Annotated in this window: 25 protein-coding genes; 15 read left to right on the forward strand and 10 right to left on the reverse strand. The window is 46.5% G+C overall.

Features of this window, described 5'->3' with window-relative positions:
- Nucleotides 1-61: 61 nt before the first annotated feature.
- Nucleotides 62-874, forward strand: coding sequence for an enoyl-ACP reductase (locus F3J22_RS07380; protein ID WP_167015762.1), 813 nt, complete (start codon nucleotides 62-64; stop codon nucleotides 872-874).
- 191 nt (nucleotides 875-1,065) lie between these two features.
- Here the strand turns inward: F3J22_RS07380 and F3J22_RS07385 are convergent, their stop codons facing one another.
- Nucleotides 1,066-1,287, reverse strand: a complete 222-nt coding sequence (locus F3J22_RS07385) for a DUF2795 domain-containing protein (RefSeq protein WP_012794455.1) — start codon at nucleotides 1,285-1,287, stop codon at nucleotides 1,066-1,068.
- 102 nt (nucleotides 1,288-1,389) lie between these two features.
- Between F3J22_RS07385 and F3J22_RS07390 the strand changes: the two genes are divergently transcribed.
- On the forward strand, nucleotides 1,390-2,073 hold the full coding sequence (locus F3J22_RS07390) for an ABC transporter ATP-binding protein (protein WP_167015764.1): 684 nt from the start codon (nucleotides 1,390-1,392) through the stop codon (nucleotides 2,071-2,073).
- A 60-nt stretch (nucleotides 2,074-2,133) separates the two neighbouring features.
- Here the strand turns inward: F3J22_RS07390 and F3J22_RS07395 are convergent, their stop codons facing one another.
- The 3 genes from F3J22_RS07395 to F3J22_RS07405 are packed head-to-tail and all read right to left on the reverse strand — an operon-like array spanning nucleotide 2,134 to nucleotide 6,192.
- Entirely contained in the window at nucleotides 2,134-3,036 is a 903-nt protein-coding gene (locus F3J22_RS07395; RefSeq protein WP_167015765.1) for a histone deacetylase, read from the reverse strand.
- A 13-nt stretch (nucleotides 3,037-3,049) separates the two neighbouring features.
- On the reverse strand, nucleotides 3,050-3,697 hold the full coding sequence (gene pdeM / locus F3J22_RS07400) for a ligase-associated DNA damage response endonuclease PdeM (protein WP_167015768.1): 648 nt from the start codon (nucleotides 3,695-3,697) through the stop codon (nucleotides 3,050-3,052).
- Nucleotides 3,698-3,738: 41 nt separating this feature from the next.
- Complete coding sequence (locus tag F3J22_RS07405; RefSeq protein WP_167015770.1) at nucleotides 3,739-6,192, reverse strand: ligase-associated DNA damage response DEXH box helicase; 2,454 nt, start codon at nucleotides 6,190-6,192, stop codon at nucleotides 3,739-3,741.
- 53 nt (nucleotides 6,193-6,245) lie between these two features.
- Between F3J22_RS07405 and F3J22_RS07410 the strand changes: the two genes are divergently transcribed.
- Entirely contained in the window at nucleotides 6,246-7,571 is a 1,326-nt protein-coding gene (locus F3J22_RS07410) for an NCS2 family permease (protein WP_167015772.1), read from the forward strand.
- A 1-nt stretch (nucleotide 7,572) separates the two neighbouring features.
- On the opposite strand, the gene F3J22_RS07415 is transcribed toward F3J22_RS07410, so the two are convergent.
- From F3J22_RS07415 to F3J22_RS07430, 4 genes are read right to left on the reverse strand one after another with little or no spacing between them, the layout of a single operon-like run.
- Nucleotides 7,573-8,595 (reverse strand): LD-carboxypeptidase, encoded by a 1,023-nt coding sequence (locus F3J22_RS07415; protein WP_167015774.1) that lies wholly within the window; start codon nucleotides 8,593-8,595, stop codon nucleotides 7,573-7,575.
- A 27-nt stretch (nucleotides 8,596-8,622) separates the two neighbouring features.
- Entirely contained in the window at nucleotides 8,623-9,018 is a 396-nt protein-coding gene (locus F3J22_RS07420) for an ester cyclase (protein WP_167015776.1), read from the reverse strand.
- A gap of 59 nt (nucleotides 9,019-9,077) precedes the next feature.
- Nucleotides 9,078-9,935 (reverse strand): helix-turn-helix transcriptional regulator, encoded by an 858-nt coding sequence (locus tag F3J22_RS07425; RefSeq protein ID WP_167015778.1) that lies wholly within the window; start codon nucleotides 9,933-9,935, stop codon nucleotides 9,078-9,080.
- 1 nt (nucleotide 9,936) lies between these two features.
- The gene (locus F3J22_RS07430; RefSeq protein ID WP_370459406.1) at nucleotides 9,937-10,407 is read right to left on the reverse strand and encodes an Lrp/AsnC family transcriptional regulator; all 471 of its coding nucleotides are present in this window, start codon (nucleotides 10,405-10,407) and stop codon (nucleotides 9,937-9,939) included.
- Nucleotides 10,408-10,557: 150 nt separating this feature from the next.
- On the opposite strand from F3J22_RS07430, the gene F3J22_RS07435 reads away from it, so the two are divergent.
- Both F3J22_RS07435 and F3J22_RS07440 read left to right on the forward strand, forming a co-directional pair.
- Nucleotides 10,558-11,928, forward strand: coding sequence for an MFS transporter (locus F3J22_RS07435; RefSeq protein ID WP_167015780.1), 1,371 nt, complete (start codon nucleotides 10,558-10,560; stop codon nucleotides 11,926-11,928).
- Nucleotides 11,929-11,987: 59 nt separating this feature from the next.
- Nucleotides 11,988-13,043, forward strand: a complete 1,056-nt coding sequence (locus F3J22_RS07440; protein WP_167015782.1) for a hypothetical protein — start codon at nucleotides 11,988-11,990, stop codon at nucleotides 13,041-13,043.
- Between the two features lie 95 nt (nucleotides 13,044-13,138).
- Here F3J22_RS07440 and F3J22_RS07445 read toward each other — a convergent pair whose 3' ends face one another.
- Together F3J22_RS07445 and guaA are read right to left on the reverse strand one after the other, a co-directional pair.
- Nucleotides 13,139-14,455: an ABC transporter substrate-binding protein gene (locus F3J22_RS07445; protein ID WP_167015784.1), complete on the reverse strand. Its 1,317-nt coding sequence runs from the start codon at nucleotides 14,453-14,455 to the stop codon at nucleotides 13,139-13,141.
- Nucleotides 14,456-14,553: 98 nt separating this feature from the next.
- On the reverse strand, nucleotides 14,554-16,092 hold the full coding sequence (gene guaA, locus F3J22_RS07450) for a glutamine-hydrolyzing GMP synthase (protein ID WP_167015786.1): 1,539 nt from the start codon (nucleotides 16,090-16,092) through the stop codon (nucleotides 14,554-14,556).
- Between the two features lie 93 nt (nucleotides 16,093-16,185).
- Between guaA and F3J22_RS07455 the strand changes: the two genes are divergently transcribed.
- From F3J22_RS07455 to F3J22_RS07500, 10 genes are all read left to right on the forward strand, one after another.
- Entirely contained in the window at nucleotides 16,186-16,920 is a 735-nt protein-coding gene (locus F3J22_RS07455; RefSeq protein WP_167015788.1) for a head GIN domain-containing protein, read from the forward strand.
- 294 nt (nucleotides 16,921-17,214) lie between these two features.
- Nucleotides 17,215-18,138 (forward strand): dialkylrecorsinol condensing enzyme, encoded by a 924-nt coding sequence (locus F3J22_RS07460; RefSeq protein ID WP_167015790.1) that lies wholly within the window; start codon nucleotides 17,215-17,217, stop codon nucleotides 18,136-18,138.
- Between the two features lie 191 nt (nucleotides 18,139-18,329).
- Complete coding sequence (locus F3J22_RS07465; RefSeq protein WP_167015792.1) at nucleotides 18,330-19,466, forward strand: beta-ketoacyl-ACP synthase III; 1,137 nt, start codon at nucleotides 18,330-18,332, stop codon at nucleotides 19,464-19,466.
- A gap of 24 nt (nucleotides 19,467-19,490) precedes the next feature.
- Complete coding sequence (locus F3J22_RS07470; RefSeq protein ID WP_167015794.1) at nucleotides 19,491-19,889, forward strand: hypothetical protein; 399 nt, start codon at nucleotides 19,491-19,493, stop codon at nucleotides 19,887-19,889.
- A gap of 76 nt (nucleotides 19,890-19,965) precedes the next feature.
- A complete protein-coding gene (locus F3J22_RS07475) occupies nucleotides 19,966-20,967 on the forward strand; it encodes a BtrH N-terminal domain-containing protein (protein WP_167015796.1) in 1,002 nt (333 codons plus the stop codon).
- A gap of 9 nt (nucleotides 20,968-20,976) precedes the next feature.
- Nucleotides 20,977-21,723 (forward strand): ABC transporter ATP-binding protein, encoded by a 747-nt coding sequence (locus tag F3J22_RS07480; RefSeq protein WP_167015798.1) that lies wholly within the window; start codon nucleotides 20,977-20,979, stop codon nucleotides 21,721-21,723.
- A 21-nt stretch (nucleotides 21,724-21,744) separates the two neighbouring features.
- The gene (locus F3J22_RS07485; protein ID WP_167015800.1) at nucleotides 21,745-23,040 is read left to right on the forward strand and encodes an ABC transporter permease; all 1,296 of its coding nucleotides are present in this window, start codon (nucleotides 21,745-21,747) and stop codon (nucleotides 23,038-23,040) included.
- Between the two features lie 94 nt (nucleotides 23,041-23,134).
- A complete protein-coding gene (locus F3J22_RS07490; protein WP_073077454.1) occupies nucleotides 23,135-23,395 on the forward strand; it encodes a phosphopantetheine-binding protein in 261 nt (86 codons plus the stop codon).
- A gap of 12 nt (nucleotides 23,396-23,407) precedes the next feature.
- On the forward strand, nucleotides 23,408-24,622 hold the full coding sequence (locus F3J22_RS07495; protein ID WP_167015802.1) for a beta-ketoacyl-[acyl-carrier-protein] synthase family protein: 1,215 nt from the start codon (nucleotides 23,408-23,410) through the stop codon (nucleotides 24,620-24,622).
- A gap of 16 nt (nucleotides 24,623-24,638) precedes the next feature.
- Nucleotides 24,639-25,652 (forward strand): beta-ketoacyl synthase chain length factor, encoded by a 1,014-nt coding sequence (locus tag F3J22_RS07500; protein WP_167015804.1) that lies wholly within the window; start codon nucleotides 24,639-24,641, stop codon nucleotides 25,650-25,652.
- Nucleotides 25,653-25,943: the final 291 nt, after the last annotated feature.

Genomic DNA, 25,943 nt, shown 5'->3' on the forward strand with positions numbered 1-25,943 from the left:
AAACTCAAATAGCTTTTTTCAACTATAACGACTATTTTTGCCGAAATTAATTTTTGACCAAATGGCTCATAACTTATTAAAAGGGAAGAAAGGTATCATCTTCGGTGCATTAGATGAAAAGTCTATTGCCTGGAGAACTGCACTCCGTTGTGTGGAAGAAGGCGCTGAAATTGTGCTTACCAACGCTCCTATTGCCCTCCGTATGGGTGAAATCAAAAAGCTGGCTGAAACCTGTAATGCACCGGTTATTCCTGCTGATGTAACCAATATGGATGATCTGAACAACCTGTTTACTAAATCCATGGAGCATTTTGGCGGTAAGATCGATTTCGTACTGCACTCTGTGGCCATGGGTATGAACATTCGTAAAGGAAAAGCATACACCGACCTGGACTACGATTTTAACCACAAAACATTTGATATTTCTGCTATGTCTTTACACCGTGTATTGCAAACAGCTTACAAGCTGGATGCATTAAACGAGTGGGCTTCTGTAATCGCGTTATCTTATATCGCTGCAGAACGCGTATTCCCTGACTATGGCGAAATGGCTGATGCTAAAGCATTACTGCAGTCTATTGCACGCAGCTTCGGTTACCACTACGGTGTTGCCAAGAAAGTACGTGTAAACACTATATCACAGTCTCCGGTGAAAACAACAGCCGGTAGCGGTGTACAGGGCTTTGATGGCTTCCTGGCATACGCAGAAGATATGAGCCCGCTGGGTAACGCTTCTGCTGACCAGTGCGCTGATTATGCAGTGACCCTGTTCTCAGACCTGACCAAAATGGTTACCATGCAGAACCTCTACCATGATGGTGGTTTCTCTAACACTGGTGTTTCTGCCGGCGTTATCAAAGCAATGGAAAAATAGTAATTCTATACTGACCAGATATTCAAAAGGCCGTCTCTACTCAGTAGAGACGGCCTTCTTATTTATCAGCATGTTACTACATGCCTTGATAGTTATACGTTAAAAACAAAACAGCCATCTCTACTAAGTAGAGACGGCTGCAATACTTTTAATAGGACACTCAGTATCCTATGAAACAACGGATTAGCTGGTTAATACTCGTCTTCGTTGAAGAAGAAGTCGTCCTGAGACGGATAATCGGACCAGATATCCTCAATACCTTCATAAATTTCTCCCTCATCTTCCAGCTCCTGCAAGTTCTCAATCACTTCAATCGGTGCACCGGAGCGGATTGCGTAGTCAATGAGTTCGTCTTTCGTAGCTGGCCATGGAGCATCCTCCAGGTATGAAGCTAATTCTAATGTCCAGTACATCTTATTAAAATTTTTACTTTTCTAATTTTTTGGCAAAAGTATTATTTAATTTGAAATAAACAACTTTTACTATTTTATTCGTAAATAACTTTTCTTTGGGTTATGCTAACCGCTCGCAATGTCACCAAAAATTATTCCAACTTACCAATATTGAAGGGAGTTGATATCACTGTCAGTAAAGGAGAGATAGTGACCATTGTCGGTTCTTCCGGAGCCGGCAAAAGCACGCTGCTGCATATCCTCGGAACGCTTGATACGCCTACTTCCGGCGAGATTATGCTCAACGGTGTGGACCTGACAGCGCTGAAAGGGAATGCCCTCGCAGATTTCAGGAACCGACATATTGGCTTCATCTTCCAGTTTCACCACCTCCTGCCGGAATTCAATGCCCTGGAGAATGTTTGTATTCCTGGCTTTATTTCCGGTCAGCCCAGAAGCCAGGTACAGGAAAAAGCCGCTTTCCTGCTGCAAACGCTCGGCCTTGGCAGTCGCCTGGACCATAAACCCGGCGCCCTTTCCGGTGGTGAACAACAACGTGTAGCCGTTGCCCGCGCACTGATCAATAACCCGGACGTCGTTATGGCAGATGAACCTACCGGTAACCTCGACTCTCATAATGCCAGGGAACTACATAACCTCTTCTTTGAGCTTCGCAGTAAATTCAATCAGACCTTTATCATCGTTACCCACAACGAAGAGCTGGCGCCGCTGAGCGACAGACAGCTGATCATGAAGGATGGCAGAATTATTCAGACCCTGCAACACAATGAAGGCCTGATTTCGTAATGGAATTCCCCCAACATAAATATTTTGGAATGGCATCTTTTTACAGATGCCATTTTTATTTTATCCACCGTATATGTCAATTCCTGCGCTGAATGTTCTGCAATGTGCGTCCACAACGTCTTTCACGCGCGGAGAATAACCACCTCCCATTACTACGGCCACCGGTATATCATGCTGCTTCAATGCGCCGAATACCAGCCTGTCGCGTTCAAGGCAGCCCTCAGGTGTAATTTTCAGCTTACCCAGCTTATCTGTCTCCAGGATATCTACACCAGATAAATAAAATACAATATCAGGGCGCACCTTGTTTATTAAAACTGGTAAAGCTGCTTTCAGTTGCTGAAGGTAATCCCCGTCGGTGATGCCATCCGGCAGGGGAAGATCCCAGTCGGAGCGCTCTTTATGAAAAGGATAGTTATGCGCACCATGCATACTGAATGTATACACGCGCTCGTTGTTTTCAAATATGGCAGCAGTGCCGTTTCCCTGATGCACGTCCAGGTCTATCACCAGTGCCTGGCGGATTTTCCGTTGGTCCAGCAGATAGTTGGCAGCCACGCCTATGTCATTGAGCAAACAAAAGCCTTCGCCTCTGTCGGCAAAGGCATGGTGCGTACCGCCAGCTACATTGAATCCAAGGCCGCTTTCCAGCGCATGCAGGGAAATATCTATCGTACCTTGTGCAATGGTAATCTCGCGCAGCGTAAGCAAAGGAGATTGTACAAACCCGATACTCCGCTGTTCTTTATAGGATAATCCCTGATCGCGCAGTTTCTCCCAATATTCCCTTGTATGTGTAAGCAGTATAACGTTTTCCGCTACAGGCTCCGGGGCAAAGATGTCTTTCTGACCAATCACCCCTTCCCGCAGCAGCTGCTCAGGAATCAGTTCGTATTTGATCATCGGAAACCGATGGTCTGGTGGTAGCGGATGTATATAAACTTCGTGAAATGCGATCTTCATAACCTGTCTGTTATTATTGCGCTCTGACAATAGCATTGCCGGCAATGACAAATACCGGTTCATCTGGCTCTGCGGCCAGACTTGCCAGGCCGGTAAACTCCCCGAATGCAGGCAGGATACCACAATGGCGCCCGAAATAGAAACAGGGCAACCGTAGCCGCTGCCGGGCAGGGCCGGCCATCACAAAGCCCGGATGCAGGTGCCCGGAAAACGTATAGGTATAACCGTTGTGTTCCTCACAAGGTTCGTGAATGAAATGTATATCGTTGATGGTCAGCTGGTCGGTAGTGTGGATATCCAGTGTGGTATAGACTTCAGCAGGCATAATGTCATGATTCCCGACTACCAGGTGGAAACGTACATTGGCAAATTGTTGCCGCCATAACCGGAAGTAATCGACTTCGCGGTTTTCGTGGCTATGGAACATATCGCCGACAATAATAATCTGAGCGGGATTGAGCTTTGTAATCAGCCGTTGCAGCCGGAAGAGGTCTTCCGTTACAATGCCTGCCGGTACTGCGATACCTGCCTTCCTGAAATGAGTGGCTTTGCCCAGGTGAAGGTCTGATACGATAAGTGCCTGTTCTTCTTCCCAGAAAATGGCCCGCTCAGGCAATAAATGCCAGTGTTGCGACCGATATTTAAATACTTCCCCTGTCACGCCGTCTGCTTTTTAAAATAAGGCTGCAAATTATCAAATTCCTATCCGTTTGCAGCGATCATTTTTTTGATACGGTCTTCCAGTCTTTCGCTGGTCATGGTATCACGCAGGCTATCTACTTTTATCGGGAAACAGAAAGGCGTAAGATGCTGTGGATGGGTGACAATAATCTTGCTGACAGCAATACGATCAAGGGTTTCCCTTAGCCTGGCTTCTTCCATCTGATAGAAAAATGCTTCATTGAAAGCCTGGCGCAGCAACAGATTGTCAGGGTCGTAATCCTTGAAAACGTTGAAGATAAGGGAGCTGGAGGCCTGCAAATGCCTGTTGGCTTTCCCTTTGCCCGGGTATCCGGTGAATATCAGTCCGGCGATAACCGCAATATCACGGAATTTACGGCGGGCCATTTCTGTAGAGTTCACGCTGGCCTGTAGTTCTTCGTTCAGATTTTCTGCAGATAGCAGCACTTTGGCATTTTCCACGGTAACAGGTATGGGCTGGTCGGAGAGGAGCTCGAAGCCATAGTCGTTCATAGCCATGGAAAAGGTAATGGGTTGTGTTCTGCTGATACGATAGGCCAGCAGTGCGGCCATTACTTCATGTACCAGCCGCCCTTCGAAAGGATATACAAAGAGGTGATAGCCATCTTCCGTAACGATATGCTCTATCAGCAGTTCATCATCTTTGGGTACATGGGAGAGATCTTCCTGTAGTTTGAACAGCGGACGTAATGCCAGCAGTTCCGGGTCTTTGGCCCTTCTGGTAAGGGCTTCGTTGAATTTCTGCCGCAGCATTTTTCCCAGGTTGCTGGATAATGGGATGCGGCCTCCCTGCCAGCTGGGCACAATGGTTTTTTTAGAAGTAGACTTACGCACCAGTGCCGTCATGTCTTTCGTCATTACAAATTCGAGGTTGCGTCCTGCCAGCGTAAAGGAGTCGCCGGGTTGCAGCCGGGATATAAACCCTTCTTCTATCACGCCCACGTACCCGCCAGTCATAAATTTCACTTTCATCATCACATCGCTGACGATGGTGCCTATATGCAAACGGTGGCGCATGGCCAGCATGCGGCTGGTACAACGGAAGAAATTCCCGTGTCTTTCCATCTTCTTAAACTCATCATAGCTGAAGAGTGCTTCTCCGCCGGTGGTGAGGAAAGCCAGTATCCACTGCCATTCTTCCGGGGTGATGTGCTGGTAGCAGAAGGTATTTTTTACTTCTTCCCAGATGTCGGTGGAATGGAAACCGTCAGAAACGGCCAGGGTCATAAGGTATTGTAACAATACGTCCCATGCCTGCAGGATGGGCATACGGCTTTCAATGAGTTCTTCTTCCATAGCGGCTTTCAGGGCAGATGCCTCTACGAGTTCCAGCGCATGGGTGGGAAGAAAGAATATTTTGGAGATGGCATTGGGCTGGTGGCCGCTACGACCGGCTCTTTGCAGGAAGCGGGCCACGCCTTTAGGGCTTCCCACCTGGATGACGGTGTCTACCGGGCGGAAGTCGACGCCTAAATCCAGGCTGGCAGTACATACAACTATTTTGAGTATACCATTGTGCAGGGCTTCTTCCACCCATATACGCAGTTCCAGGTCAATAGAGCCATGGTGAAGGGCGATAGCTCCTGCCAGGTCGGGGCATTCTTTCAGTAGTGCCTGGTACCAGATTTCGGCCTGGGAGCGTGTATTTGTAAACAGGAGGGTGGTCTGGCTCTCCTGAATGATCGGAATGGCCTGTTTTAGCATCTTTAAGCCCAGATGTCCGGCCCAGGGGTAATTCTGTATCTCTTCAGGAATAACGCTCTTTAAAGCGATGTTTTTCTTCAATTTTGCCCGGATGATGATACCATCGTTATGAAAAGGGCCCAGGAGTACCTCCATCGCCTCATCGAGGTTACCAATGGTGGCGGAGATACCCCAGACTTTCAGCGGAGGCCGGTCTTCCTGGAGTGTAAGTCCTTTCAGGCGGGACAGGCCGAGTTCCACCATGACACCTCTTTTGGTGCCTATCAGCTCGTGCCATTCATCGGCCACAACAGTCTGGAGGTTTTTAAAGTGGGAAGGATAATCCCGCTGAGCCAGCAGGATGTGGAGGCTTTCCGGTGTTATCAGCAGGATTTCCGGCATTTGTTTTTTCTGTGCAGCACGGGTAGCCAGGGAGGTGTCGCCGCTGCGGATACCTACCTGCCAGGGAATATTCAGTTCTTCCAGTACCTCCGTCATGGCACGGGCAATATCTTTGGCGAGCGCGCGCAGTGGTGTTATCCACATCAGCTGCAGGCCATTCTTCTTTTTTTTCTGGTAATCTTTAGGGTGGGCATCTATCCAGGCTATCAGCACGGCCAGGTAGAGCGAAAATGTTTTACCAAAGCCGGTAGGGGCATTCACCAGGCCCGATTTCCCTTTCAGATAAGCGTCCCAGGCATCCTCCTGGAACTCGAATGGTTGTAGCTCCTTTGCTGCCAGCCAGTCGGTGATAATTTGTTTTCCTTTCATGCACAATCTCCTTACCCGGTTATCGGATAAAATTAAGACACTATTTTTGCATCATGCTCGCTAAATTTTTCAGGTTAACAGAAAACCAGACCACCGTTAGAAAGGAGGTATTGGCAGGACTTACCACTTTTTCTACCATGGCCTATATACTGGCGGTAAACCCCAGTATTTTATCGCAGACAGGCATGGACTTCAACGCCCTTATCACCGCTACGGCGCTGGCAGCAGCTATTGGTACGCTGGTGATGGCTTTTTATGCCCGGCTGCCTATTGGCGTGGCGCCAGGTATGGGTCTTAATGCTTTCTTTGCCTATACGATCGTGGCCTCGCTGGGGTATAGCTGGCAGTTTGCACTGACAGCGGTATTCCTGGAGGGAATTATTTTTATTTTTCTGTCGATGTTCAAAATACGGGAAGCGATTATCCACAGCATTCCCGGCAACCTGAAACATGCTATCAGTGTGGGGATTGGCTTGCTGATCGCATTGATAGGTATGGCCAATGCGGGTATCATCGAAACAGGCATGCATCATGTGGGTGATGGCAAACTGGCAGGTGTAGTGCTGAAGATGGGGGATCTTACTTCTGCGGGGCCGCTGCTGGCACTGATCGGCGTTATTGTCAGTGCCGTGCTGATGTACAAAGGGGTGAATGCTGCCTTGCTGATAGGTATTATGGCCGCCACCATTGCCGGTATTCCGCTGGGCGTTACGCATCTGCCTGAGCATGGACACCTGGTAGGGTTGCCGCCTTCTATCGCGCCCATCGCATTTAAGATGCAATTCGATAAAATTTTTTCCATGGATATGGTGATGATATTATTCACCTTGCTGATGGTAAACCTTTTTGATACGGTAGGCACCCTGATCGGGCTTTGCAATAAGGCCGGGCTGCTGGATGCCAATGGCCGTATTCCCCGCGCCAAACAGGCGCTGATGGCGGATGCAGTAGGCACTACCGCGGCGGGACTCCTGGGAACCAGCGTAGTAACAGCTTATGTGGAAAGTGCCAGTGGCATTGCTGCCGGTGGTAAAACCGGACTCACCGCCCTGACGGTTGCCGTGATGTTCCTGCTGTCGCTCTTTTTTGCACCGGTATTTGCGATGATTCCACAGGCTGCCACCGCGCCGGCGTTGATTATTGTGGGTATGCTGATGATGGGAGCAGTGACAAAAATCGATTTTAATGATGTGACCGAAGCACTGCCGGCATTCCTGGCCATCGTCATGATGCCTTACTCCTACAGCATTGCAGAAGGTATCGTGTTTGGTATGTTGTCGTATGTATTGCTGAAAGTACTGACCGGCCAGCACAAACAGATTAGTCCGGTCATGTATGTACTGGCGATTCTCTTTATCGTAACGTTCTTTGTAAAATAAGTTATTCTGTCAGCGTAACAGCTTTGGTTGTCACTTCAAGGGTGTGTACCATATTGCATTTGATGGCATAGTTGTTACGCTGATGCCCTATCGGGAAATCGAAACATACCGGATAGCTATAATTTTTCACCCTGTCCAGTACCATGCTCTGCACGGTTCTGCCAAATTCTTCTCCCGGATCATCAGGCCGGATATAGTTAAACCCACCGAGTATAAGGCCTGCAAGGTTTTTTAGCTTACCTGATCTTTCCAGCGTACCCAGCATTCTGTCGATGTTATAGAGATATTCACTTACTTCTTCCAGGAATAATATTTTCCCGTCTGTAAAGAGTTCAGACTGGGTACCGTTCATACTTTGGATGACGGCAAGGTTTCCACCTACCACTATACCTGTGGCTTTGCCAGGGCGATTTGCCATTTGGGTGGTGCCGGTATAGCTCATCTTTTTACCGGTAAGTGCATTGTAAATAGAGGTGATGCTATCCTGTACAACGGGATCGGCTGTACGAAAATTATCCGGAAAGCTGTTGGTCATCTTGCTATGGAGCGATGCCGTGTTCAATTTACTGTTGACCTGACAATGAAAAGCTGTGATATCACTGAATCCTATGATCCATTTAGGGTGTTGTACAAACTTGTCGTAATTCAGTTTGTCCAGCAGCCTTGCAGAGCCGTATCCTCCTCTGGCACAGAGGATGGCCTTGATCTCAGGATTATCGAGCATTTCCTGGAAGTCGGCGGTGCGCTGCTGGTCTGTACCACCGAAGGTGAAGTCACGCAGCCCAACGGTGCTGCCTATACGAACTTTAAAGCCCCAGCTTTCGATAATACGCAGGGAGGCATCGAGGTCGGGACGGGGGCAGTAGCCGGCGGGGCAGGTGATCCCGATGGTATCACCGGGTTTCAGGTAAGGCGGAACAACAGGCTGGTTGCCGGTGGTACCAGGAATGCCAGCGATAGCGTTGACCCCCGGTATTACTGCACCGGCAGCCAGCAGAGAGGATAGAAAATGCTTACGGTTCATAGATTTAAAGTAAGCATTTTTATGATATTACTGCTGCACCATCTGACGTACGGACCAATGACCAAAATAACGGCCTTCTTTTATCTCAATAATATCGATGATGGTGAGTTCCATTGGCTCACCGATTTTATTGGCGCCCAGTAGCGGGGCTTTCAGTATGCCGGTAAAGGTTTTGTAGGTCACTACTTTATTACCTTCCGCGATCATGTCATGAATAGTCAGGGAAATGTTTCCGATGTTGGGAAACGCATACTGAATAAAGGTTTTGAGCGAATCTTTATCACGGGAAAAACCCGGAGGTGCGGTGTGGTTGGTAAAGTCGTCGCGCACAATTTCGTCCAGCGCTTCCATGTTTACTTTTACCAGGCATTCTTCGTTGAATCTCCTAACGATAGCTTTGTTGTTTTCTAATGTGGATGACATAACAGATTATTTATCTGCAAAGCTAGTGGACGTGGAAAGGTTGGAATAACGGGAAAGGCTCAGATGATAGCATTTTTAGAACGGAGTGCCTGCGGGGTTTCTCCATATTGTTGTTTGAACAGGGAGATAAAGTGTGGTGTATGCTCATAGCCGCATTCCAGGCTGATCTCCGCTATCTGTAATGGGGAGTTAAACAGCAGGTTGCGGGCGTGTAACATGCGCTGGGTGGTAATCCATTTACGTGGGGATGTACCAAAATGTTGCTGGAAATCACGCTTAAAGGCGGCGAGACTTCTGTTAGATAACCTGGCCAGTTCTGGCAGGGTGAGAGGTTCGAAAATATGGCGGCGTACAACCCATTCAATTTCAGGAGGTTGTAACGTGCTGATCGCTTGCAGAAAAGTGGCGACAGTCTGCTGCTGAGGGGTTTCCATCAGTAACAGGAACAGCTCAAATTTTTTCAGTGATAATATGGAAGAAAGATGGTCTGGTGGAGATTGAAAATAGCGAAGGTATGTTTCGCGGAAATCATCCAGGTAGCTAGTGAGGGGAATTACCAGGTGTTGTGCTGTACTGGCTGTTACTCCCGAAAAAAGATGGTGGTATTTGTGGGTAAATCTGCTTACATCTTCATCTGAAAAATATATCAGCAGACTTTTAAAATCCGTACCATCTTCCACGATATCAGATAATATATGAAAACCTCTGCGGAGCAGGAATACAGAACCGGCTTCCACGCGAACAGAAGCCGTTTCCGTGTGTAATATTTTATAGCCGTTGATAACGAAGATGAGCAGGTTTTCTTTCAGGAATATGCGTCGCTTTTCCGCCATACGCCGCTGTTTGAGCATGGCGTAGTGTACATCGGCCTTGAGAATTTGCTGACCGGGGAAGTCTTGCGGAAATTTTAGCAGCATATTAATAAACTACCTGGTGGGTGGCTTTGATAACAGAGATTACAAAGATGCTTTGTGTATGGCTCAGGTTATCCAGTTCGCCGAGTTTATTCACATAAAATTCGCGGTATTCATCCATGTCCTTTACCTGTACTTTAATCATAAAGTCGAACTCCCCGGAGATATTGAGGCATTCCGTGATTTCAGGGAAGTTGAGGATTTCCTGGATGAATTTTTTACCGTATTTTTTATTGTGTTCCTTTAAGGTGATGTAGCATAATACGGTCAGGCCTTTACCGATCAGCCGTGGGTCTACGATGGCAGCATATTGTTTGATGATGCCTGCCTGTTCCATTTTGCGTATACGTTCATACACAGGGGTGGTGCTGAGATTCAGCTGTGCAGCGATGTCGCGCATCGTCATTTTTGCATCCTGTTGAAGTAATTTAAGGATATTCATATCCTTTTCATCCAGTACCAATTGTGTTTCCACGATATATGCTGTTTATTGAGGATCTTCTCCTCTTTTTTGGAAAAAAAATCTCCATAAAGATATCAAATTAGTGTTTTATTCCAAAATATTTATAATAAAACTATTGATGTTCTAAAATCTTAAGTTTGCGTCCCAACTTTAAAAACGATTATGCAGCAACGGATAATTCTGACGATCGCTTGTCTGGCGGTATTTTTTGAGACCCTGGATGCCTCTGTATTGAATATGGCCATTCCCAGTATGGAAGGCTATTTCAGGTTCAGTGCGGATGCTATCCAGTGGGTGCAGACCGTTTATATTTTGTTTTACGGCGGATTTGTATTGCTGGGTGGCCGCCTGGCGGACATAAAGGGCCGCAGGAATATTTATATGGTGGGCGCAGGATTATTCGGGCTGGCCTCTTTTGCCTGTGGCTGTGCACAAACTTTTAGCTGGCTGCTGGCATTCCGTGCCCTCCAGGGTATCGGTGTTGCCTTCGCCATCCCTGCTGCCATTGCGATCATCATTAATACTTTTCCTGAGCCGGCGGCCAGGAACAGGGCCATGGGCATTTTCGGAGCCATGGCGGGTACAGGCTTCGCAGCAGGACTGGCTACCGGCGGACTCATCACTTCTTACTGGGGCTGGCAGTGGGTTTTCTTTATCAATGTGCCGGTAATTATGCTGGCAGTGTTTTTTGCCTGGAAATTTATTCCGGCAGACAAAAAAGAAAAGCAGCAACATAAGGAAGACCTTTCCGGTGGACTGATACTCACAGTGCTGATGCTGGCGGCTGCCTGGATCATTCATTCCCTTGGCAGCATAACAACGGCACCTGTTCAGTTTGCGGCAACAGTTGCCGGCTTTTTGTTACTGGGCTTTTATTTTGTCCGTAAAGAGCAATCACATACATCGCCATTAATAGATTTTAAACTACTTCGTTTGCCCGGCGCCGTTACTGGAAATCTGGGGGCATTGCTTACTGGCGCTGCTTTTGGAAGCTACCTGTTTTTGCTGACACTCTATCTGCAACAACATTTATTATTAAATCCTGCACAGGCAGGAATGTTACTGCTGCCTTTCAGTATTATGTCCGGTTTGTTCAGCAAGTTCCTACTACCGCTACTGTTCAGGCGTATTGGCGTAATCAGTGTAGGCGTGATCGGTAACATTTTTATGGTGTCCGGGTTTATACTTTTTATTATCAGCTATCTTGGAGTGCTGCCTTTGCCAGTCATTGTTGCGGCCATTTTTTGCACCAATACGGTGGGTATATCGATGATTTTCCCGAGTATGACCATACTGGGCGTGGAGTCGGCGCCGCCATCGCAGCAGGGGCTTGCCTCCGGCATTAACGGAACCGCCAATTCATTTGGCGGCGGATTGGGCCTTTCTCTGACGGGCCTGGTTATGCAACAGGCGGTGGTAATGCAGTATGATATGCATATTGCGGCGCTGTCGGTGCTGATAGGAATAGAAATAATAGCGATTATACAGATCAGCCGGTATCAACGTAAAACAAAGCGTCAGTTATCGTTATAAACTTAGTACTTCGTAAAGCGTTTCTGCGTTACCTTTGCACTTTCTGAACTACTAAGATTATGAGTCAATTTCCGCATATACATCTACCATTAAATGCAAAAATCACGTTTACCGCTAATCCTGTAAACGTCCTTCCATTGCCTGATGGCGAGTTTCTGCTGAACTTTGCCAGTCAGCCCCTGATAACGCATCTGGACAGTAAACTGCAAATCATTTCGGAACGGTTATTACCTATTCAGTCTGCAAAATATGTGAGCACTAAAATGTCTGCCTCCAGTGATGGTAAACGTATTGCCATCGCGGGTATGAATGATATCCGTATCATAGACAACGACCTGAATGTATTGCATACGATAGAACATGAACCATGGGGTTATTTCCTTGGTTCTGCTGTTTATTTTGGTGCAGATAATAAAACCATCATGTATGTAATACCGGTGGGAGATGATGAGCAGGATGAACTGCAGATCATTGATGCACATACTTTTGAACTGCTGGCGTCTTATCCGCTGAATGGCAAGCAGGAATATGCGTATACCTTCCATGCCTGTCCTGATAAAGGGAGAGTGATGCTGGAAGCGAGTGCCGGACAGGAAGAATGTGAATTGACAGAAATATCTTATAATAATGGTGTAATAACCGTGCGTGAACTGCCTCAGTGTGCGGACCACATCTTCGGTAATTTTTCACCTTCAGGAAAGGAGTTTGTAACAGCGCCACATTACGACGGGCCGCTGATGGTATTTGATTATCCGGCAGTTAGCGCGGTGGCGGAACAGACCCAGGATGCGATATTCGACGGCAGCGCAGATTACCCGGCAGAAGAACCGGATTCACTGAACTATAGCGCGTTTTTTATTGATGATAAGAAGATGCTGGTGTATACTGTCTTTGGTCGCTTGTTGCTTATAGACAGAGCATCCATGCAGGTAGAAGCAGAAGTGATGCCGGAAGGTATTGAATTTACTGCGTATGATTATAATGGTAATCCTACAAAAAGTAAAGAGAAGATTGTTGATTATAGCAGTAATGTGATTAACATTATGATCGTACATAATCAGCTGTTGCTGACTACCAGCGACGGTGAATTGAGATCTTATAACTTACCATTGTAATCTTCAACCCGCGCGTAGCGCGGGTTGAAGATTACAGCAACAAAAAAAGCGATCGCCAAGGCGATCGCTTTTTTTGTTGCTGACGGGTAAAGCTGTTAATTCTTTACCGCATTCATTTTAATATCTGTAGAATCACCTTTCTGGATGATATAGATGTTTTTGTTTTCGAAGTAGGAAGGTGTGGTTTCACCATCTTTCACATATACCGGCTGGAAGTCGAATTGTGAAATAACTTTCGGAGCATCATTTACTTCGGCGTTGAAGTAAACGCCGTTCTGTTTCATGAGGCGGATAAAGAAGTAGGTCATATCGAATCCTTTATAAGCCATGTCAGAAGGGCGTGCGCGGTATGTTCTGCGGAAGTAGTCGCTTACATAACGGCTATAGTAATCTGTTTTGTCGTTGTAGTAGGGAGAGGAATAATAGATCTGCAGACCTTTAAATTCCGGCTCTTTGAATTTGAATACATCCCAGGTAGGCATACCATAAACCTGCATCGGATAGGTGGCGGAATTGGCGCTGAGCTTGCGCAGGATAGCTTTGGAGCCATTTTCATCCAGGGCTGTTACAACGATGACGTTGGTACGGTCGGTAAGCAGGTATTTAGACAGTTCTTCCGGTGTAGTGGCGTCGGTCCAGACAACTTCGCGAATCCTTGATTTTTTAGGATTGGTAGATTTGTCGTAGGCCGCTTTGAAATCTGCGCCCATGCGGGATTCGAAGGCCGAATTTCTGCGGAGCAGGATAATGTTTTTGTTGGCAAATGCCTGCTGGATATAATCCTGAATAGCTTCACAGTGTGTTTTGAGGGTACTGTTGCTGATAAACAGGAAAGGATTATCGGTGATGCCGCCATCATTCGGATAGGTGGCGGAGATAAAGTTAATTTCTTTATTGCGGGAGAAGTCGCTGAGTTCTTTCAGGTCAGGATTGGTAACAGAAGCGATGATAAGGTCAGTGGCATCCAGTACTTTGCTGTTGATCAGGTTGGGGATGCTTTGTTTGCCTTTGCTGTCGTAAACGGTTACACGGAGGTTATATCCTTGTGCCTGAAGGGTATCCAGTGCCAGCTGGGCGCCTTCGTAAAATTCTAGTCCTGGCAATACATAGCGTGGCATGGTACGGCCTGGAATATCTGTGGAGCCTGCGAAAACAGAATCGAGGAACAATGGGGTGAAAATGGCAACGTTGTAGGTGCTTCTTTTAACATCTCTGGCGAAAGCCGGAACATTAAAAGGGATTTTTTTATCCACTTTTGGTGGTTCAGGTTTTTTCTCGACAGGTTTGTTGGTGGTAACGTTTGCCGGGTTGGAAGTTTTGGAAACGGCTTTTTTAGAAGAAGAGCAGGCGCTGAATGCGACCGCTATGGCCATTCCGGCAAACAGGTGTTTTATAGAAAAAGACAGGTTCATAACAATTGGCAGTTTGTGCTGTGACATAAAATTTAACAACCGACCGGCAGCTACTGCATAAGTTGTGCCGATCGGTTATTGTTGGTTCCTTTTGCCCGTTATTCCCACTCGATAGTAGCAGGTGGCTTGGAACTGATATCATAAACAACGCGGTTAATACCTTTAACGCGGTTGATTATATCGTTCGACATTTTTGCCAGGAATTCGTACGGAAGATGTGCCCAGTCGGCGGTCATACCATCTACGGAGGTTACAGCGCGGAGCGCTACAGTAAACTCGTAGGTACGTTCGTCGCCCATAACACCTACGCTTTGTACCGGGAGGAGGATGGTACCTGCCTGCCATACTTTGTCGTAGAGGCCAGCTTCACGCAGTCCGTCGATATAGATAGCATCTGCCTGCTGGAGCATATCTACTTTTTCAGGAGTGATAGCGCCGAGGATACGGATAGCCAGGCCCGGACCAGGGAAAGGATGGCGTGCCAGGAAGATGTCGCTGATACCGATTTCGCGGCCTACACGGCGTACCTCGTCTTTGAAGAGGAAGCGAAGTGGTTCTACCAGCTGCATATTCATTTTTTCAGGAAGGCCACCTACGTTGTGGTGTGATTTGATGGTAACTGAAGGACCGTTAACAGAAACGGATTCGATTACATCCGGGTAGATGGTTCCTTGTCCGAGGAAGGAAATATCTTTCAGTTCGGCAGCTTCGTGCTGGAATACCTCGATAAAGAGGCGGCCGATGATCTTACGTTTCTTTTCAGGATCGGAAACGCCGTCCAGCTGACCGTAGAAAAGTTCTTTTGCGTTGATACCTTTCACGTTGAGGCCCATATGTTTATAGGACTCGAGTACGGTTTCATATTCGTCTTTGCGGAGCAAACCATTGTCTACGAAGATGCAGAACAGGTTTTTACCGATGGCTTTGTGGATCAGTTCAGCTGCTACGGTACTATCTACGCCACCGCTGAGGGCCATTACCACACGTTTGTCGCCTACCTGTTCCTTAATTTTGGCGATGGTTTCCTGAACGAATTGAGCAGGAGTCCAGTCCTGGGTGCAACCACAAACATGCAGCAGGAAGTTACGGATGATCTGTTTTCCTTCCAGGGAGTGGGTTACTTCCGGGTGGAATTGCAGGCCGTAGATAGGGTTAGCCGCTACGGAAGTGCTTTTGAAGGCAGCAACCGGGATATTTTCGGTGGTAGCGATTATTTCGAAGCTTTCAGGGATGCGTTTGATGGTGTCGGAGTGACTCATCCAAACCTGGCTTTTCCCGGAGATATCATATAATAACTTTTCCTCTTTGTCGTTGTGCTCCATAAAGGCGCGGCCGTATTCACGGATGTTGGATTTAGCCACATCGCCACCGAAGTTTTTGGCCATCAGCTGGGCGCCGTAGCAAACGCCGAGTACCGGTACTTTTGCTGCCATGGCTGCAATATCAACGGTAGGTGCATTCGGATCATTTACGGAAAACGGACTACCGGATAATATAATTCCTTTGATGGACTCGTCCCAGGCAATTGGCTGGAGACATGGTTTAATTTCGCAATAAACATTCAGTTCGCGTATGCTGCGTGCAATCAGCTGTGTATACTGAGAACCGAAATCGAGGATAAGTATCTTTTCTGTCATGGTGGTGCAAAGATAAAGTCATTCCGGTAAATTCAGATTTTGAAATTCCAAATTCCGAAATCTGCCGTATCTTCCGGTATTAATATACCCTTTATGAGAAAAAATATAAGCTGGTACTTTAGCTTCCTAACCCTTGCCACTGTTACGTTTTTAACTTCCTGCAATCAATTTGGTAGAACCGTCAAAGGAAACGGTCAGGTGATCACAGAAAATCGTCCGGTGGCTCCTTTTAAGGCCATCCGCGTAGAAGCAGGAATGAATGTTTTTATTAAACAGGGCCCTACACAGTCGGCCACCATTGATGCGGAAAGTAATATTATGCCCCTGATAGAGCTGGTACCAGACGGTGATCAGTTGATAATCAGGCTGAAAAACAAACTGAGTGCGCGGACACATAATAAATTCGATATACATATCTCTACCGAAGAATTGAGTAAGGTAGCCGTTGCCGGTAGTGGAGATATTGAGCTGGACGGGCAATTCACGTCTAAAGATGCCATCGAAGTGAAGATTGGCGGAGCGGGTAGCATTTCCGGACAGCTGGATGCACCTAAAGTGACAGCAGCTATTGCAGGTGCCGGTGATATCAAACTGACCGGCCAGACCCGCGATTTGAGCGTAAGTATCGGTGGTGCAGGTAATTTCGTTGGTGATAACCTGCTTTCTGAAAATGCAGAAGTAAAAATTGCAGGTAGCGGCGATGCAAAAGTGCATGCGAGCGTTTCCCTGAAAGCAAAAATTGCAGGTTCCGGAGATATTGCCTACAAGGGCTCTCCTCAGGTATCCTCTTCTATAGCGGGTTCGGGCTCTGTTAAGAAAATTGATTAAAAATATTTACAAAATTTTAACAAATTTCTTATCATAAAAAGTCTGATTCTTAGTTATTTAGATTGGTAAAAAACTAAAGTCCTTTAGTCCAGGTACTGCATCAAATATGTAAGCCGATTGGTGCAGTATCTGGCTGGGGCACAAGCCACCAACTATCTATCTCCTGCTTACTACCCCATATAAATTCCCTGCCTTTTGAGGTTGCCTTTGTATCAAATTATTATTAAATCATATAATTCAATCTATCTTTTTTGTAAGTTTACAGCTTCAAAAGCTTGAACCTCCTGTTTCTTTATGAATGTAAAACCGAAGGTCCTGGTCGTATACTATACTCAAACCGGACAACTTAGAAGGATTGTTGATCATGTGCTGGCGCCCCTGGAAGGGAAAGTGGATGTTACCTATGAGCAACTGGTACCAGTAGAGCCTTTTGTATTTCCCTGGAAGAAAGAGACTTTTTACGACACCATGCCGGAAACGGTACTGGGAAGACCTCGTGGTATTCAGCCGCTGAAAGTGGATGTTAACGCGCATTTCGACCTGGTATTGCTGGCGTATCAGCCCTGGTTCCTGTCCCCATCACAGCCAACGGCAGCCTTCCTCCAGAGCGGTGATGCTGCGAAGCTCCTGAAGGGAAAAACCGTGGTAACCCTCGTTGGTGGCCGTAATATGTGGCTCAATGCCCAGGAAACGGTAAAACAGCATCTTGATAAGGCAGGTGCCAAACTGGCCGGAAATATTGTACTTGTTGATAAATCCCCTAACCTGGTTTCCCTGGTAACTGTTTTGCGCTGGTTGTTTAAAGGTAAAAAAGAAGCCTCCCGATTCCTGCCACAGGGTGGTGTTCAGGAAAATGAAATCATTACCAGCAAGCGTTTTGCAGGCCCGCTGGGCAAGGCATTGGAGTCGGCAGACTGGCAGCCGCTGCAAGGTGAATTACTGGCCATGGATGCCGTAGAACTGATTCCTGACCTTATTTTGCTTGAAGACCGTGGTATCAAAGCCTTCCGCTACTGGGCAAAATTCATTAGCGCCAAAGGTGGCCCCGGTGAAGCCTCCCGCAAACCAAGGGTTTCCATGTACCGTTCCCTGCTGATCCCTGGAATCATCGTACTGTCGCCGGTTACGATCATTTCATCCCTTATAAAGAAAAACCTGAAAAAGGCGGAATTACAACGAAAAGTAGACTACTACAAAGGCGTCTCCCTGCGCAATTAATCAAATAAATGCAGATCTGGCTATATCATCTGCATACCATATAACCCTTTTCGGGTAATGGCGTAATAATTGTAATTCAGATTAGAATTTTATATTTACGCTCTATAATTTGTGTACAAATCAAAGCATGTTTCATTGTGATGTTTGCTAAGGTTTTGTAACTAACCTTAATCAGATCGAATTTTTTTCAAATGAAGGAAGTATATATTACCAGGCTTTCCAAATTTTTGCCAAACAAGCCTGTCGAAAATGAAGAAATGGAAAGCATCCTCGGAATGGTGGACGGAAAGCCTTCCCGTATGCGTTTGAAGATTTTGGGTAATAACAAGATCAAAACAAGATACTACTCACTGGACCAGGACGGAAAATCTACGCATTCCAATGCCGAAATGACTGCTGAGGCAGTAAAAGCACTGTTTGACGAGAAAAATCCAATCAGCGACTTACAACTGCTGGCCTGTGGTACTACTTCTCCTGATCAGCTCCTGCCAAACCATGCCGCTATGGTGCATGGTTTGCTGAAATGCCAGCCCGTTGAACTTATTGCTGCCACCGGCGCCTGCGCTGCTGGTATGCAAGCCTTCAAGTATGCCTGGATGTCTATCCGCTGTGGAAACACTTCCAACGCAGTTAGTACCGGCTCTGAAAAATTCTCCGCCTGGATGCTGGCCGAAAAATTCCAGCCGGAAGCTGATAAACAAAACCTCCTGGCACAAAATGGCTTCATCGCCTTTGAAAAAGACTTCCTCCGCTGGATGCTCTCCGATGGCGCCAGCGCTGCATATTTCTCTGATAAGCCTAATGAAGATGGTATCTCCCTCCGTGTAGACTGGGTGGAAATTGCTTCTTATGCGCATGAGCTGGAAACCTGCATGTATGCTGGTTCCGTGAAAAACGAAGATGGTTCTACCAAAGGATGGATCGATATGACTCCTGACGAGTGGGCAGAACACAGTGTTTTCTCCTTTAAGCAGGATACCCGATTACTCGGAAAAAATATTGTTCCTTCCGGTGCTGTCATGTGGAAACAAATGGTAGAACGTTATGGCATCAACCTCGACGAAATCGACTGGTTCCTGCCTCACCTGTCTTCCGAATTTTTCCGCTTGAAAATTGATGAGGAAATCACCCGTATCGGCGTGCCTATCCCATTGGAAAAATGGTTCACCAACCTGGCCAATGTAGGTAACGTAGGTACCGCATCTCCTTACCTGATGCTGGAAGAACTGATGAATACCGGCCAACTGAAAAAAGGCCAGAAAATTGTGATGATGGTTCCGGAAAGCGCGCGCTTCTCCTATGCCTATGCCGGTATTACTGTTGTATAATAATCACCCTTAAAAACTGCTGACATGAAAAAAGATGAGGTGCCTCAGGATGGCGATAACCTGCATGAAGGTACTTTCAAACAGATTATGTATGCGGTGGATAACGCAGGAAATTACGTCCAGGTGCAAAGTGCAGGGTGGGAGCCCGAAAACGTAGCCCTGGGACAAGCCTGGGAAGAAGTGCATGAAAGAGTAAACACTGCCAGAAACCGCGTATTGGCCGGAGAAATCAGTCCGATCGCTTATTACATGGAAAAAAATATCATGGACCTGGCATTGCTGGCAAACTATGTCGGCAAATTCCAATGGCAGGTGAAAAGACATATGAAACCTGCTGTCTTTAAACGACTGAGTCCCCAAATGCTGCAACGTTACGCGGATGCCTTCAAAATCAGTGTGACAGCGCTTCAGCAGATTAAATAATTCAACAGTATAATTATCAGACGGAGTTTCGTACAACCGGAACTCCGTTTGATAATTATAGCGACATAATTCAACTATGAGCGATATTCATTTCCATCACACCCAGACAGCGCATTGCGAAAGTGGCGTTATCTCCAACCTTCTGGGCCACCATGGCTTGCAAATCAGTGAGCCCATGGCCTTTGGTATCGGAGCAGGCCTGTTTTTCGGACACCTGCCGTTTGTAAAGGTGAATGGCGTGCCAGGAACTACCTACAGGATCTGGCCGGGAGCAATTTTTCAGCGGGTATGTGACCGCCTCGGCATTAAAATGCAGGTTGAAAAATTCAACTCCGTGGAAAAAGGAATGACAGCACTGGACAATACCCTGGCAGCAGGAAGTCCGGCAGGAATGCTCTCCAGCGTATACTACCTGACTTATTTCCCGGAATCTTACCGTTTCCACTTCAACGCACATAACCTGGTGGTATACGGAAAAGAAAACGGACAATACCTGGTCAGTGACCCGGTGATGGACACGGTAACGGCTATATCCCCGGAAGCATTGGCACAGGCCCGCTTTGCAAAAGGATTTCCGGCGCCTAAAGGAAAAATGTATTATCCCGTTAGTGTTCCCAAAGAGGTCTCTTTAGAAAAACCGATTATCGCAGGTATCAAACAAACCTGTCACTATATGCTGAAAGTACCTATTCCTATGTTTGGAGTAGATGGTATCCGTTTTTTAGCAAAAAGAATAAAAAAATACCCTGAAAAGCTGGACCCTCGCCGGGCCGGACTCTACCTGGGCAACGTTATCCGTATGCAGGAAGAAATTGGCACCGGTGGTGCTGGTTTCCGCTTTATCTATGCTGCATTTCTACAGGAAGCATCAGAAAAACTCAATAAACCGGAGTTGTCTGTGCTGGCAGGTGAGCTGACCCAGATCGGTGACCTGTGGCGTAATTTCGCCTTTTCCGCCGGCAGGGTGTGTAAAAGTCGTAGTGCCGATAACGTTTCCTATGGCGACCTGAGTGAAATGCTTTTCCGTAACGCCGCCGCTGAAGAAGCTTTCTTCCGTAAGCTCAGCAAGGTGTTTTAATTGAGTGATATGGCTGCTATTGATGTAAAAGAATTGTACAAAACCTATAAAGGAGCGGACGAACCTACATTAAAAGGACTCTCCTTTTCTTTCAGGGAAGGCAGTATAGCCGGGTTACTGGGGCCTAACGGCGCCGGTAAAACGACGACGATCTCCATTCTCTGCGGGCTTGTACGGGGCGACAGTGGCAATGTGCTGATAAACGGCCTTCACCAGGATGGCGGCCATCGTGAGGCCATCAAGCGTCTCGTAGGTATTGTGCCACAGCGTATTGCATTGTACCCGCAACTGAGCGCCCTGGAAAATCTGACTTACTTCGGCAATCTTTACGGCTTTAAAGGCAACACATTAAAGACAAAAATTCTTGACCTGCTCGAGCGGTTCGGACTGGAAAAGAGTGTCAATAAAGAAATTTATAAATATTCAGGCGGAATGAAGCGGAGGGCGAATATCATCGCTGCCATCCTTCATCAGCCTGCATTATTGGTGCTGGACGAACCTACAGCTGGCGTAGATGTTCAGTCCAGAAGCGTTATACTCCAGTTTCTGCGCGATTACAACAGCCAGGGCAATAGTATCCTCTATACGTCCCACCTGCTGGAAGAAGCACAGTCTCTTTGCGATGATGTAGTCATCATGGACGAAGGACGCAAAGTTATACAAGGCAACCCTGAAGACCTGATAGCGGCACTGCCCGACTGTCAGAACCTGGAGGATGTTTTCCTGCATTATACAGGATATGCTTTGAGAGATTAATTTTTATACGGGAATTCCGATATGTTACGGTTACTGGCAACTATAAGAAAAGAATGGCAACTATTGAGGCGCGATAAAACAGGACTAACGTTACTGTTTGTCATGCCGGTGATATTGATTACCGTAATGGCACTGATCCAGGATGCGCCTTTTAAGGATTACCAGGAAGTAAAATTTGACATTCTTACGGTTGATAATGATCATGGAAAGTTAGGAAGATATATACGCGAAGGCCTGGAAAGCAGTGGTCAGTTCCGCATCATCGACTCAGTTGATGGCAAAGCACTGGACGTTGCCTCGGCGCGCCAGCTGGTAAACGACGGTACCTATAAGATAAGTATTATCATTCCTGCCGGCGCTACCGGATCTATCGTTAGCAATGCCAATAAGATCGTTAATGATATCTCCAACAGGATGGGCATGTCGGTTTCCCTGCCTGTAAAGAAAGGGAACGATTCCCTGAATGTTATTATCTATTTTGATCCTGCTGCCAAGAAAGCCTTTAAAGGGGCTATTCATCAGGCTATTGATAACTTCCTGACACAGGTAGAAACAGATATGTTGCTGGGACGTATCAAACAGGAATTGCGCCGAAAGGATTCTACTGCCACCGCTGAAAATGATACGATGGCCATCCGCCTGCAGGCGGTTGGACTGAAAGAAGAAGCGACTGGCAACGGTAAGGGAATTGATGTGATTTCCAATTCCGTACAGCATAATGTGCCCGCCTGGAGTATTTTCGCCATGTTCTTTATCGTTATTCCTATTGCCGGTAATATGATCCGGGAGCGGGAAGATGGTAGTTTGCTGAGAATGAAGCTGATACCAGGTTCTTACCTGGAGATACTGACAGGCAAGATGTTCTTTTTTGTAGGCATCTGTGTAATACAATTTTATTGTATGATGCTGGTAGGTATGTATATAATGCCATTGCTGGATCTGCCTAAACTGACAATGGGCCGGGATGCAGGCGCTACTTTCCTGGTAGCGGCCGCTATAGGATTGGCAGCCACATCCTATGGTATCCTGATTGGCACAGTATTTAAGACACCTAACCAGGCCTTGAATTTCGGGGCTATTTCCATCGTTATTCTTTCTGCCATAGGCGGTATATGGATACCATTGGAAATCATGCCGGAAAAGATGCAAATAGTTGGGCATTTGTCGCCACTTAGCTGGGGACTGGATGCTATCAATGATATATATTTAAGGAATGGCAACATCGCCTATGTTTGGAAGAATATATTAAGACTTGTGTTCACCGGGTTCTTTATGCTGGCTTTAGCCGGTTATGTTGAAAAACGGAGAATGAGCTGATAAATATTTTCAAAACAGTACTAAAACTGTATTTTTACCACTTAACAAGGCTTTACGCTGTTGCCAGAACGACAGCTGATAAACCTACAACATTATGGAAGAATTAAAACAGAAACTGAAAGAACAGATTATTGAAGCATTGAATCTGCAAGACACCAAACCTGCTGATATCGATGATAATGCCCCATTATTTGGCGACGGTCTGGGCCTTGACAGCATCGACTCACTGGAACTGATGGTATTGCTGGAAAGACAATATGGCATCAAGGTGGAAGATCCCCGCGAAGGCCGTAAAATTCTCCAGTCTGTTCAATCTATGGCAGAATTTATCCAATCCAAACAACAACCCGCTTAAGTAAATTATCGCATGGCGGAAAGAGTGTTTATTACAGGGATGGGGATGATCACCGCCATAGGTGATAATGTAGCCGGAAATTTTCAAAGCCTTCATCAACAAAAGACGGGCCTGGGTTTTACCGACTATATTGATACTATTTACAAAGCTGTACTGCCAACAGGAGAGGTAAAGCACGATGATGCTGCTTTATTTCAAATGGCTGGAATTCCTGTACAAAAGGGATATACACGCACCACCTTACTGGGGCTGATTGCGATAAAGGAAGCATTAAGGCAAGCCGGCATCAGTAATGTGAAGGATGTGCCTACCGGCTTTATTAATGCCAGCACAGTAGGTGGCATGTGTGACACGGAGAAGGTTTATTTCGATCTCATTAATCCGGAAAAGGAAGGTGATTTCATTCAAAGTATTGATACACTTGACTGTGCGGATTGTACACAGCGTATAGCCGATAGGGTTGGTATAACAGAACATATTGCCACTATTAGTACAGCATGTTCTTCTTCTGCCAATGCCTTAATGTTTGGCGCCAGAATGATTAAGCATGGTTTGTACCAGCGGATGATCTGTGGTGGAACAGAAGCACTGACGAGGTTTACTCTCAATGGCTTCAATTCCCTGAAGAATGTGGATAAGCAGTTTTGCCGGCCATTCGATAACCAGCGTACCGGCCTCAATCTCGGAGAAGGCGCTGCGTACCTGGTGCTGGAAAGCGAGTCATTCGCGAAAGCTAACAACAGTACTATTCTGGCGGAGCTGAGTGGATTCTGCAATACGAACGAAGCCTTTCACCCTACTTCCCCATCGCCGGAAGGAGATGGCGCCTATGCCGCCATGAAACAGGCGTTGGAGATGAGTGGCAGAACCCTGGAAGACGTGCAATATATCAATGTACATGGTACTGCCACGCTGAATAATGATATTTCAGAAGGACGTGCACTGGAGCGGCTTTTCGGAACAGCAGTTCCGCCGTTCAGTTCCACGAAACCCTTTACAGGCCATACACTGGCGGCAGCCGGTGCTATTGAAGCCATCTATGCCATACTAGCAATACAAAACGGGATCATCTTCCCCAATCTCAATTTTACAGAGAAAATGGAAGAGCTGCAGATTGAACCGGTTACCCAGCTGCAGGAAGGAGTCCTGATTAAAAATGTAATTTCAAATTCTTTTGGCTTCGGAGGAAACAATGCCTCCCTGGTACTCAGCAAATATGAAGGTTAAGTGTTATATTCAAGGAATGGCTGCAATATCTCCCCAGCATACATTTGATGGAGATTTTATTGACGCGCCGTTAGTGCAGACGGATAGCAACCGATTTGTATGTCTGGAACCAGACTATAAGCCATTTGTTCCCGGTAACAGCTTACGTCGTATGACGCGGGTACTGAAAATGGGACTGACCACCGCCTTGAAATGTCTGTCGGAAAGCGGAGTGGAAACCCCCGGCCCTATTGTAACCGGCACCGGCAAAGGCAGCCTACAGGATACCGAAAAATTTATAAAAGAGATAGAGCAGTATAAAGAGACTGCGCTCAATCCAACCCCGTTTATTCAGTCTACCTACAATTCCGTAAACGGCCTGATAGCCTTACAGCAGAAAGGTACCGACTACAATAATACTTTTGTACACAGAGGTTTTTCCTTTGAAAATGCCCTGATCGATAGCATGATGTTATTGAATGAAGGGTATACACATACGCTCACCGGCGCTTTTGAAGAGATGACGCCGGAGCATTTTTTCATTAAAAGCCGTATCGGCCACTGGCGTACATCCCCTGTAAACAGCAGTGCCATATACGATGAATATCTTCCCGGAACGATATCCGGAGAAGGCAGTACATTTTTCGTTTTGGGCAATGCGCCTACCGCAAAATCGCTGGCAGCAGTAAGTGCCTGTAAGCTATTGTATAAACCTTCCCTGGAGCGACTTTCAGCAACCCTACAGGAACTGGGCGCCGATGCAGACCTGATCCTTAGCGGTACCAACGGCGATATTAATCATGAAGATTATTATACCGTATTAAATGAGGTACTTCCTCAACCAGGACTGCCTTTCAAACATCTCTGCGGAGAGTATGAAACTGCCGGAGCGTTTGCGCTATGGCTGGCGGCAGCATTGTTGAAGAATGGAACAGTACCGGCACAGCTTTTCCCTATGATTCCTTCTCTACCGGCAGATTTTAAGAAAATATTGATTTATAATCATTATTTCGGTGAGCAACATAGTGTGATGGTGGTGGAGAGGGTGTAAATCCTCTTATTATCTATGATGACATTTCCCCTTATTGTATTGGCAGTGTTGACAACCAACATTTTGGGTTTATATTTCCGGCAGCTTTATGTAAAAAAACATTGGATAAAGCGATTGACCGCTGCTGGGTTCCATGTCCTTTCCATTGCATCCACCTTACGAAGATTTCCACTCGATAATGATATGTTCCAGCTGTCAATCAGGGTGGGTGTCAGTTCTTATCCTTTTACCTCTTTTTATGCTGTTAAGGTACAGGTAAATGAGGGTGAGCCTTTTTTTATTATGGCTGCT

Source organism: Chitinophaga sp. Cy-1792 (assembly GCF_011752935.1).
In the GTDB taxonomy this organism is placed as follows: Bacteria; Bacteroidota; Bacteroidia; order Chitinophagales; family Chitinophagaceae; genus Chitinophaga.

What these genes read in the sequence shown, in the direction of transcription:
- F3J22_RS07405 (WP_167015770.1), bottom strand. Translation starts at nt 6,192, where the DNA reads ATGAAAGGAAAACAAATTATCACCGACTGGCTGGCAGCAAAGGAGCTA.
- F3J22_RS07495 (WP_167015802.1), top strand. Translation starts at nt 23,408, where the DNA reads ATGGCGGAAAGAGTGTTTATTACAGGGATGGGGATGATCACCGCCATA.
- F3J22_RS07480 (WP_167015798.1), top strand. Translation starts at nt 20,977, where the DNA reads ATGGCTGCTATTGATGTAAAAGAATTGTACAAAACCTATAAAGGAGCG.
- F3J22_RS07425 (WP_167015778.1), bottom strand. Translation starts at nt 9,935, where the DNA reads ATGCTGCTAAAATTTCCGCAAGACTTCCCCGGTCAGCAAATTCTCAAG.
- F3J22_RS07390 (WP_167015764.1), top strand. Translation starts at nt 1,390, where the DNA reads ATGCTAACCGCTCGCAATGTCACCAAAAATTATTCCAACTTACCAATA.
- F3J22_RS07435 (WP_167015780.1), top strand. Translation starts at nt 10,558, where the DNA reads ATGCAGCAACGGATAATTCTGACGATCGCTTGTCTGGCGGTATTTTTT.
- F3J22_RS07415 (WP_167015774.1), bottom strand. Translation starts at nt 8,595, where the DNA reads ATGAACCGTAAGCATTTTCTATCCTCTCTGCTGGCTGCCGGTGCAGTA.
- guaA (WP_167015786.1), bottom strand. Translation starts at nt 16,092, where the DNA reads ATGACAGAAAAGATACTTATCCTCGATTTCGGTTCTCAGTATACACAG.
- F3J22_RS07395 (WP_167015765.1), bottom strand. Translation starts at nt 3,036, where the DNA reads ATGAAGATCGCATTTCACGAAGTTTATATACATCCGCTACCACCAGAC.
- F3J22_RS07440 (WP_167015782.1), top strand. Translation starts at nt 11,988, where the DNA reads ATGAGTCAATTTCCGCATATACATCTACCATTAAATGCAAAAATCACG.
- F3J22_RS07420 (WP_167015776.1), bottom strand. Translation starts at nt 9,018, where the DNA reads ATGTCATCCACATTAGAAAACAACAAAGCTATCGTTAGGAGATTCAAC.
- F3J22_RS07460 (WP_167015790.1), top strand. Translation starts at nt 17,215, where the DNA reads ATGAATGTAAAACCGAAGGTCCTGGTCGTATACTATACTCAAACCGGA.
- F3J22_RS07485 (WP_167015800.1), top strand. Translation starts at nt 21,745, where the DNA reads ATGTTACGGTTACTGGCAACTATAAGAAAAGAATGGCAACTATTGAGG.
- F3J22_RS07445 (WP_167015784.1), bottom strand. Translation starts at nt 14,455, where the DNA reads ATGAACCTGTCTTTTTCTATAAAACACCTGTTTGCCGGAATGGCCATA.
- F3J22_RS07455 (WP_167015788.1), top strand. Translation starts at nt 16,186, where the DNA reads ATGAGAAAAAATATAAGCTGGTACTTTAGCTTCCTAACCCTTGCCACT.
- F3J22_RS07465 (WP_167015792.1), top strand. Translation starts at nt 18,330, where the DNA reads ATGAAGGAAGTATATATTACCAGGCTTTCCAAATTTTTGCCAAACAAG.
- F3J22_RS07385 (WP_012794455.1), bottom strand. Translation starts at nt 1,287, where the DNA reads ATGTACTGGACATTAGAATTAGCTTCATACCTGGAGGATGCTCCATGG.
- F3J22_RS07500 (WP_167015804.1), top strand. Translation starts at nt 24,639, where the DNA reads ATGGCTGCAATATCTCCCCAGCATACATTTGATGGAGATTTTATTGAC.
- F3J22_RS07380 (WP_167015762.1), top strand. Translation starts at nt 62, where the DNA reads ATGGCTCATAACTTATTAAAAGGGAAGAAAGGTATCATCTTCGGTGCA.
- F3J22_RS07470 (WP_167015794.1), top strand. Translation starts at nt 19,491, where the DNA reads ATGAAAAAAGATGAGGTGCCTCAGGATGGCGATAACCTGCATGAAGGT.
- F3J22_RS07410 (WP_167015772.1), top strand. Translation starts at nt 6,246, where the DNA reads ATGCTCGCTAAATTTTTCAGGTTAACAGAAAACCAGACCACCGTTAGA.
- F3J22_RS07490 (WP_073077454.1), top strand. Translation starts at nt 23,135, where the DNA reads ATGGAAGAATTAAAACAGAAACTGAAAGAACAGATTATTGAAGCATTG.
- F3J22_RS07475 (WP_167015796.1), top strand. Translation starts at nt 19,966, where the DNA reads ATGAGCGATATTCATTTCCATCACACCCAGACAGCGCATTGCGAAAGT.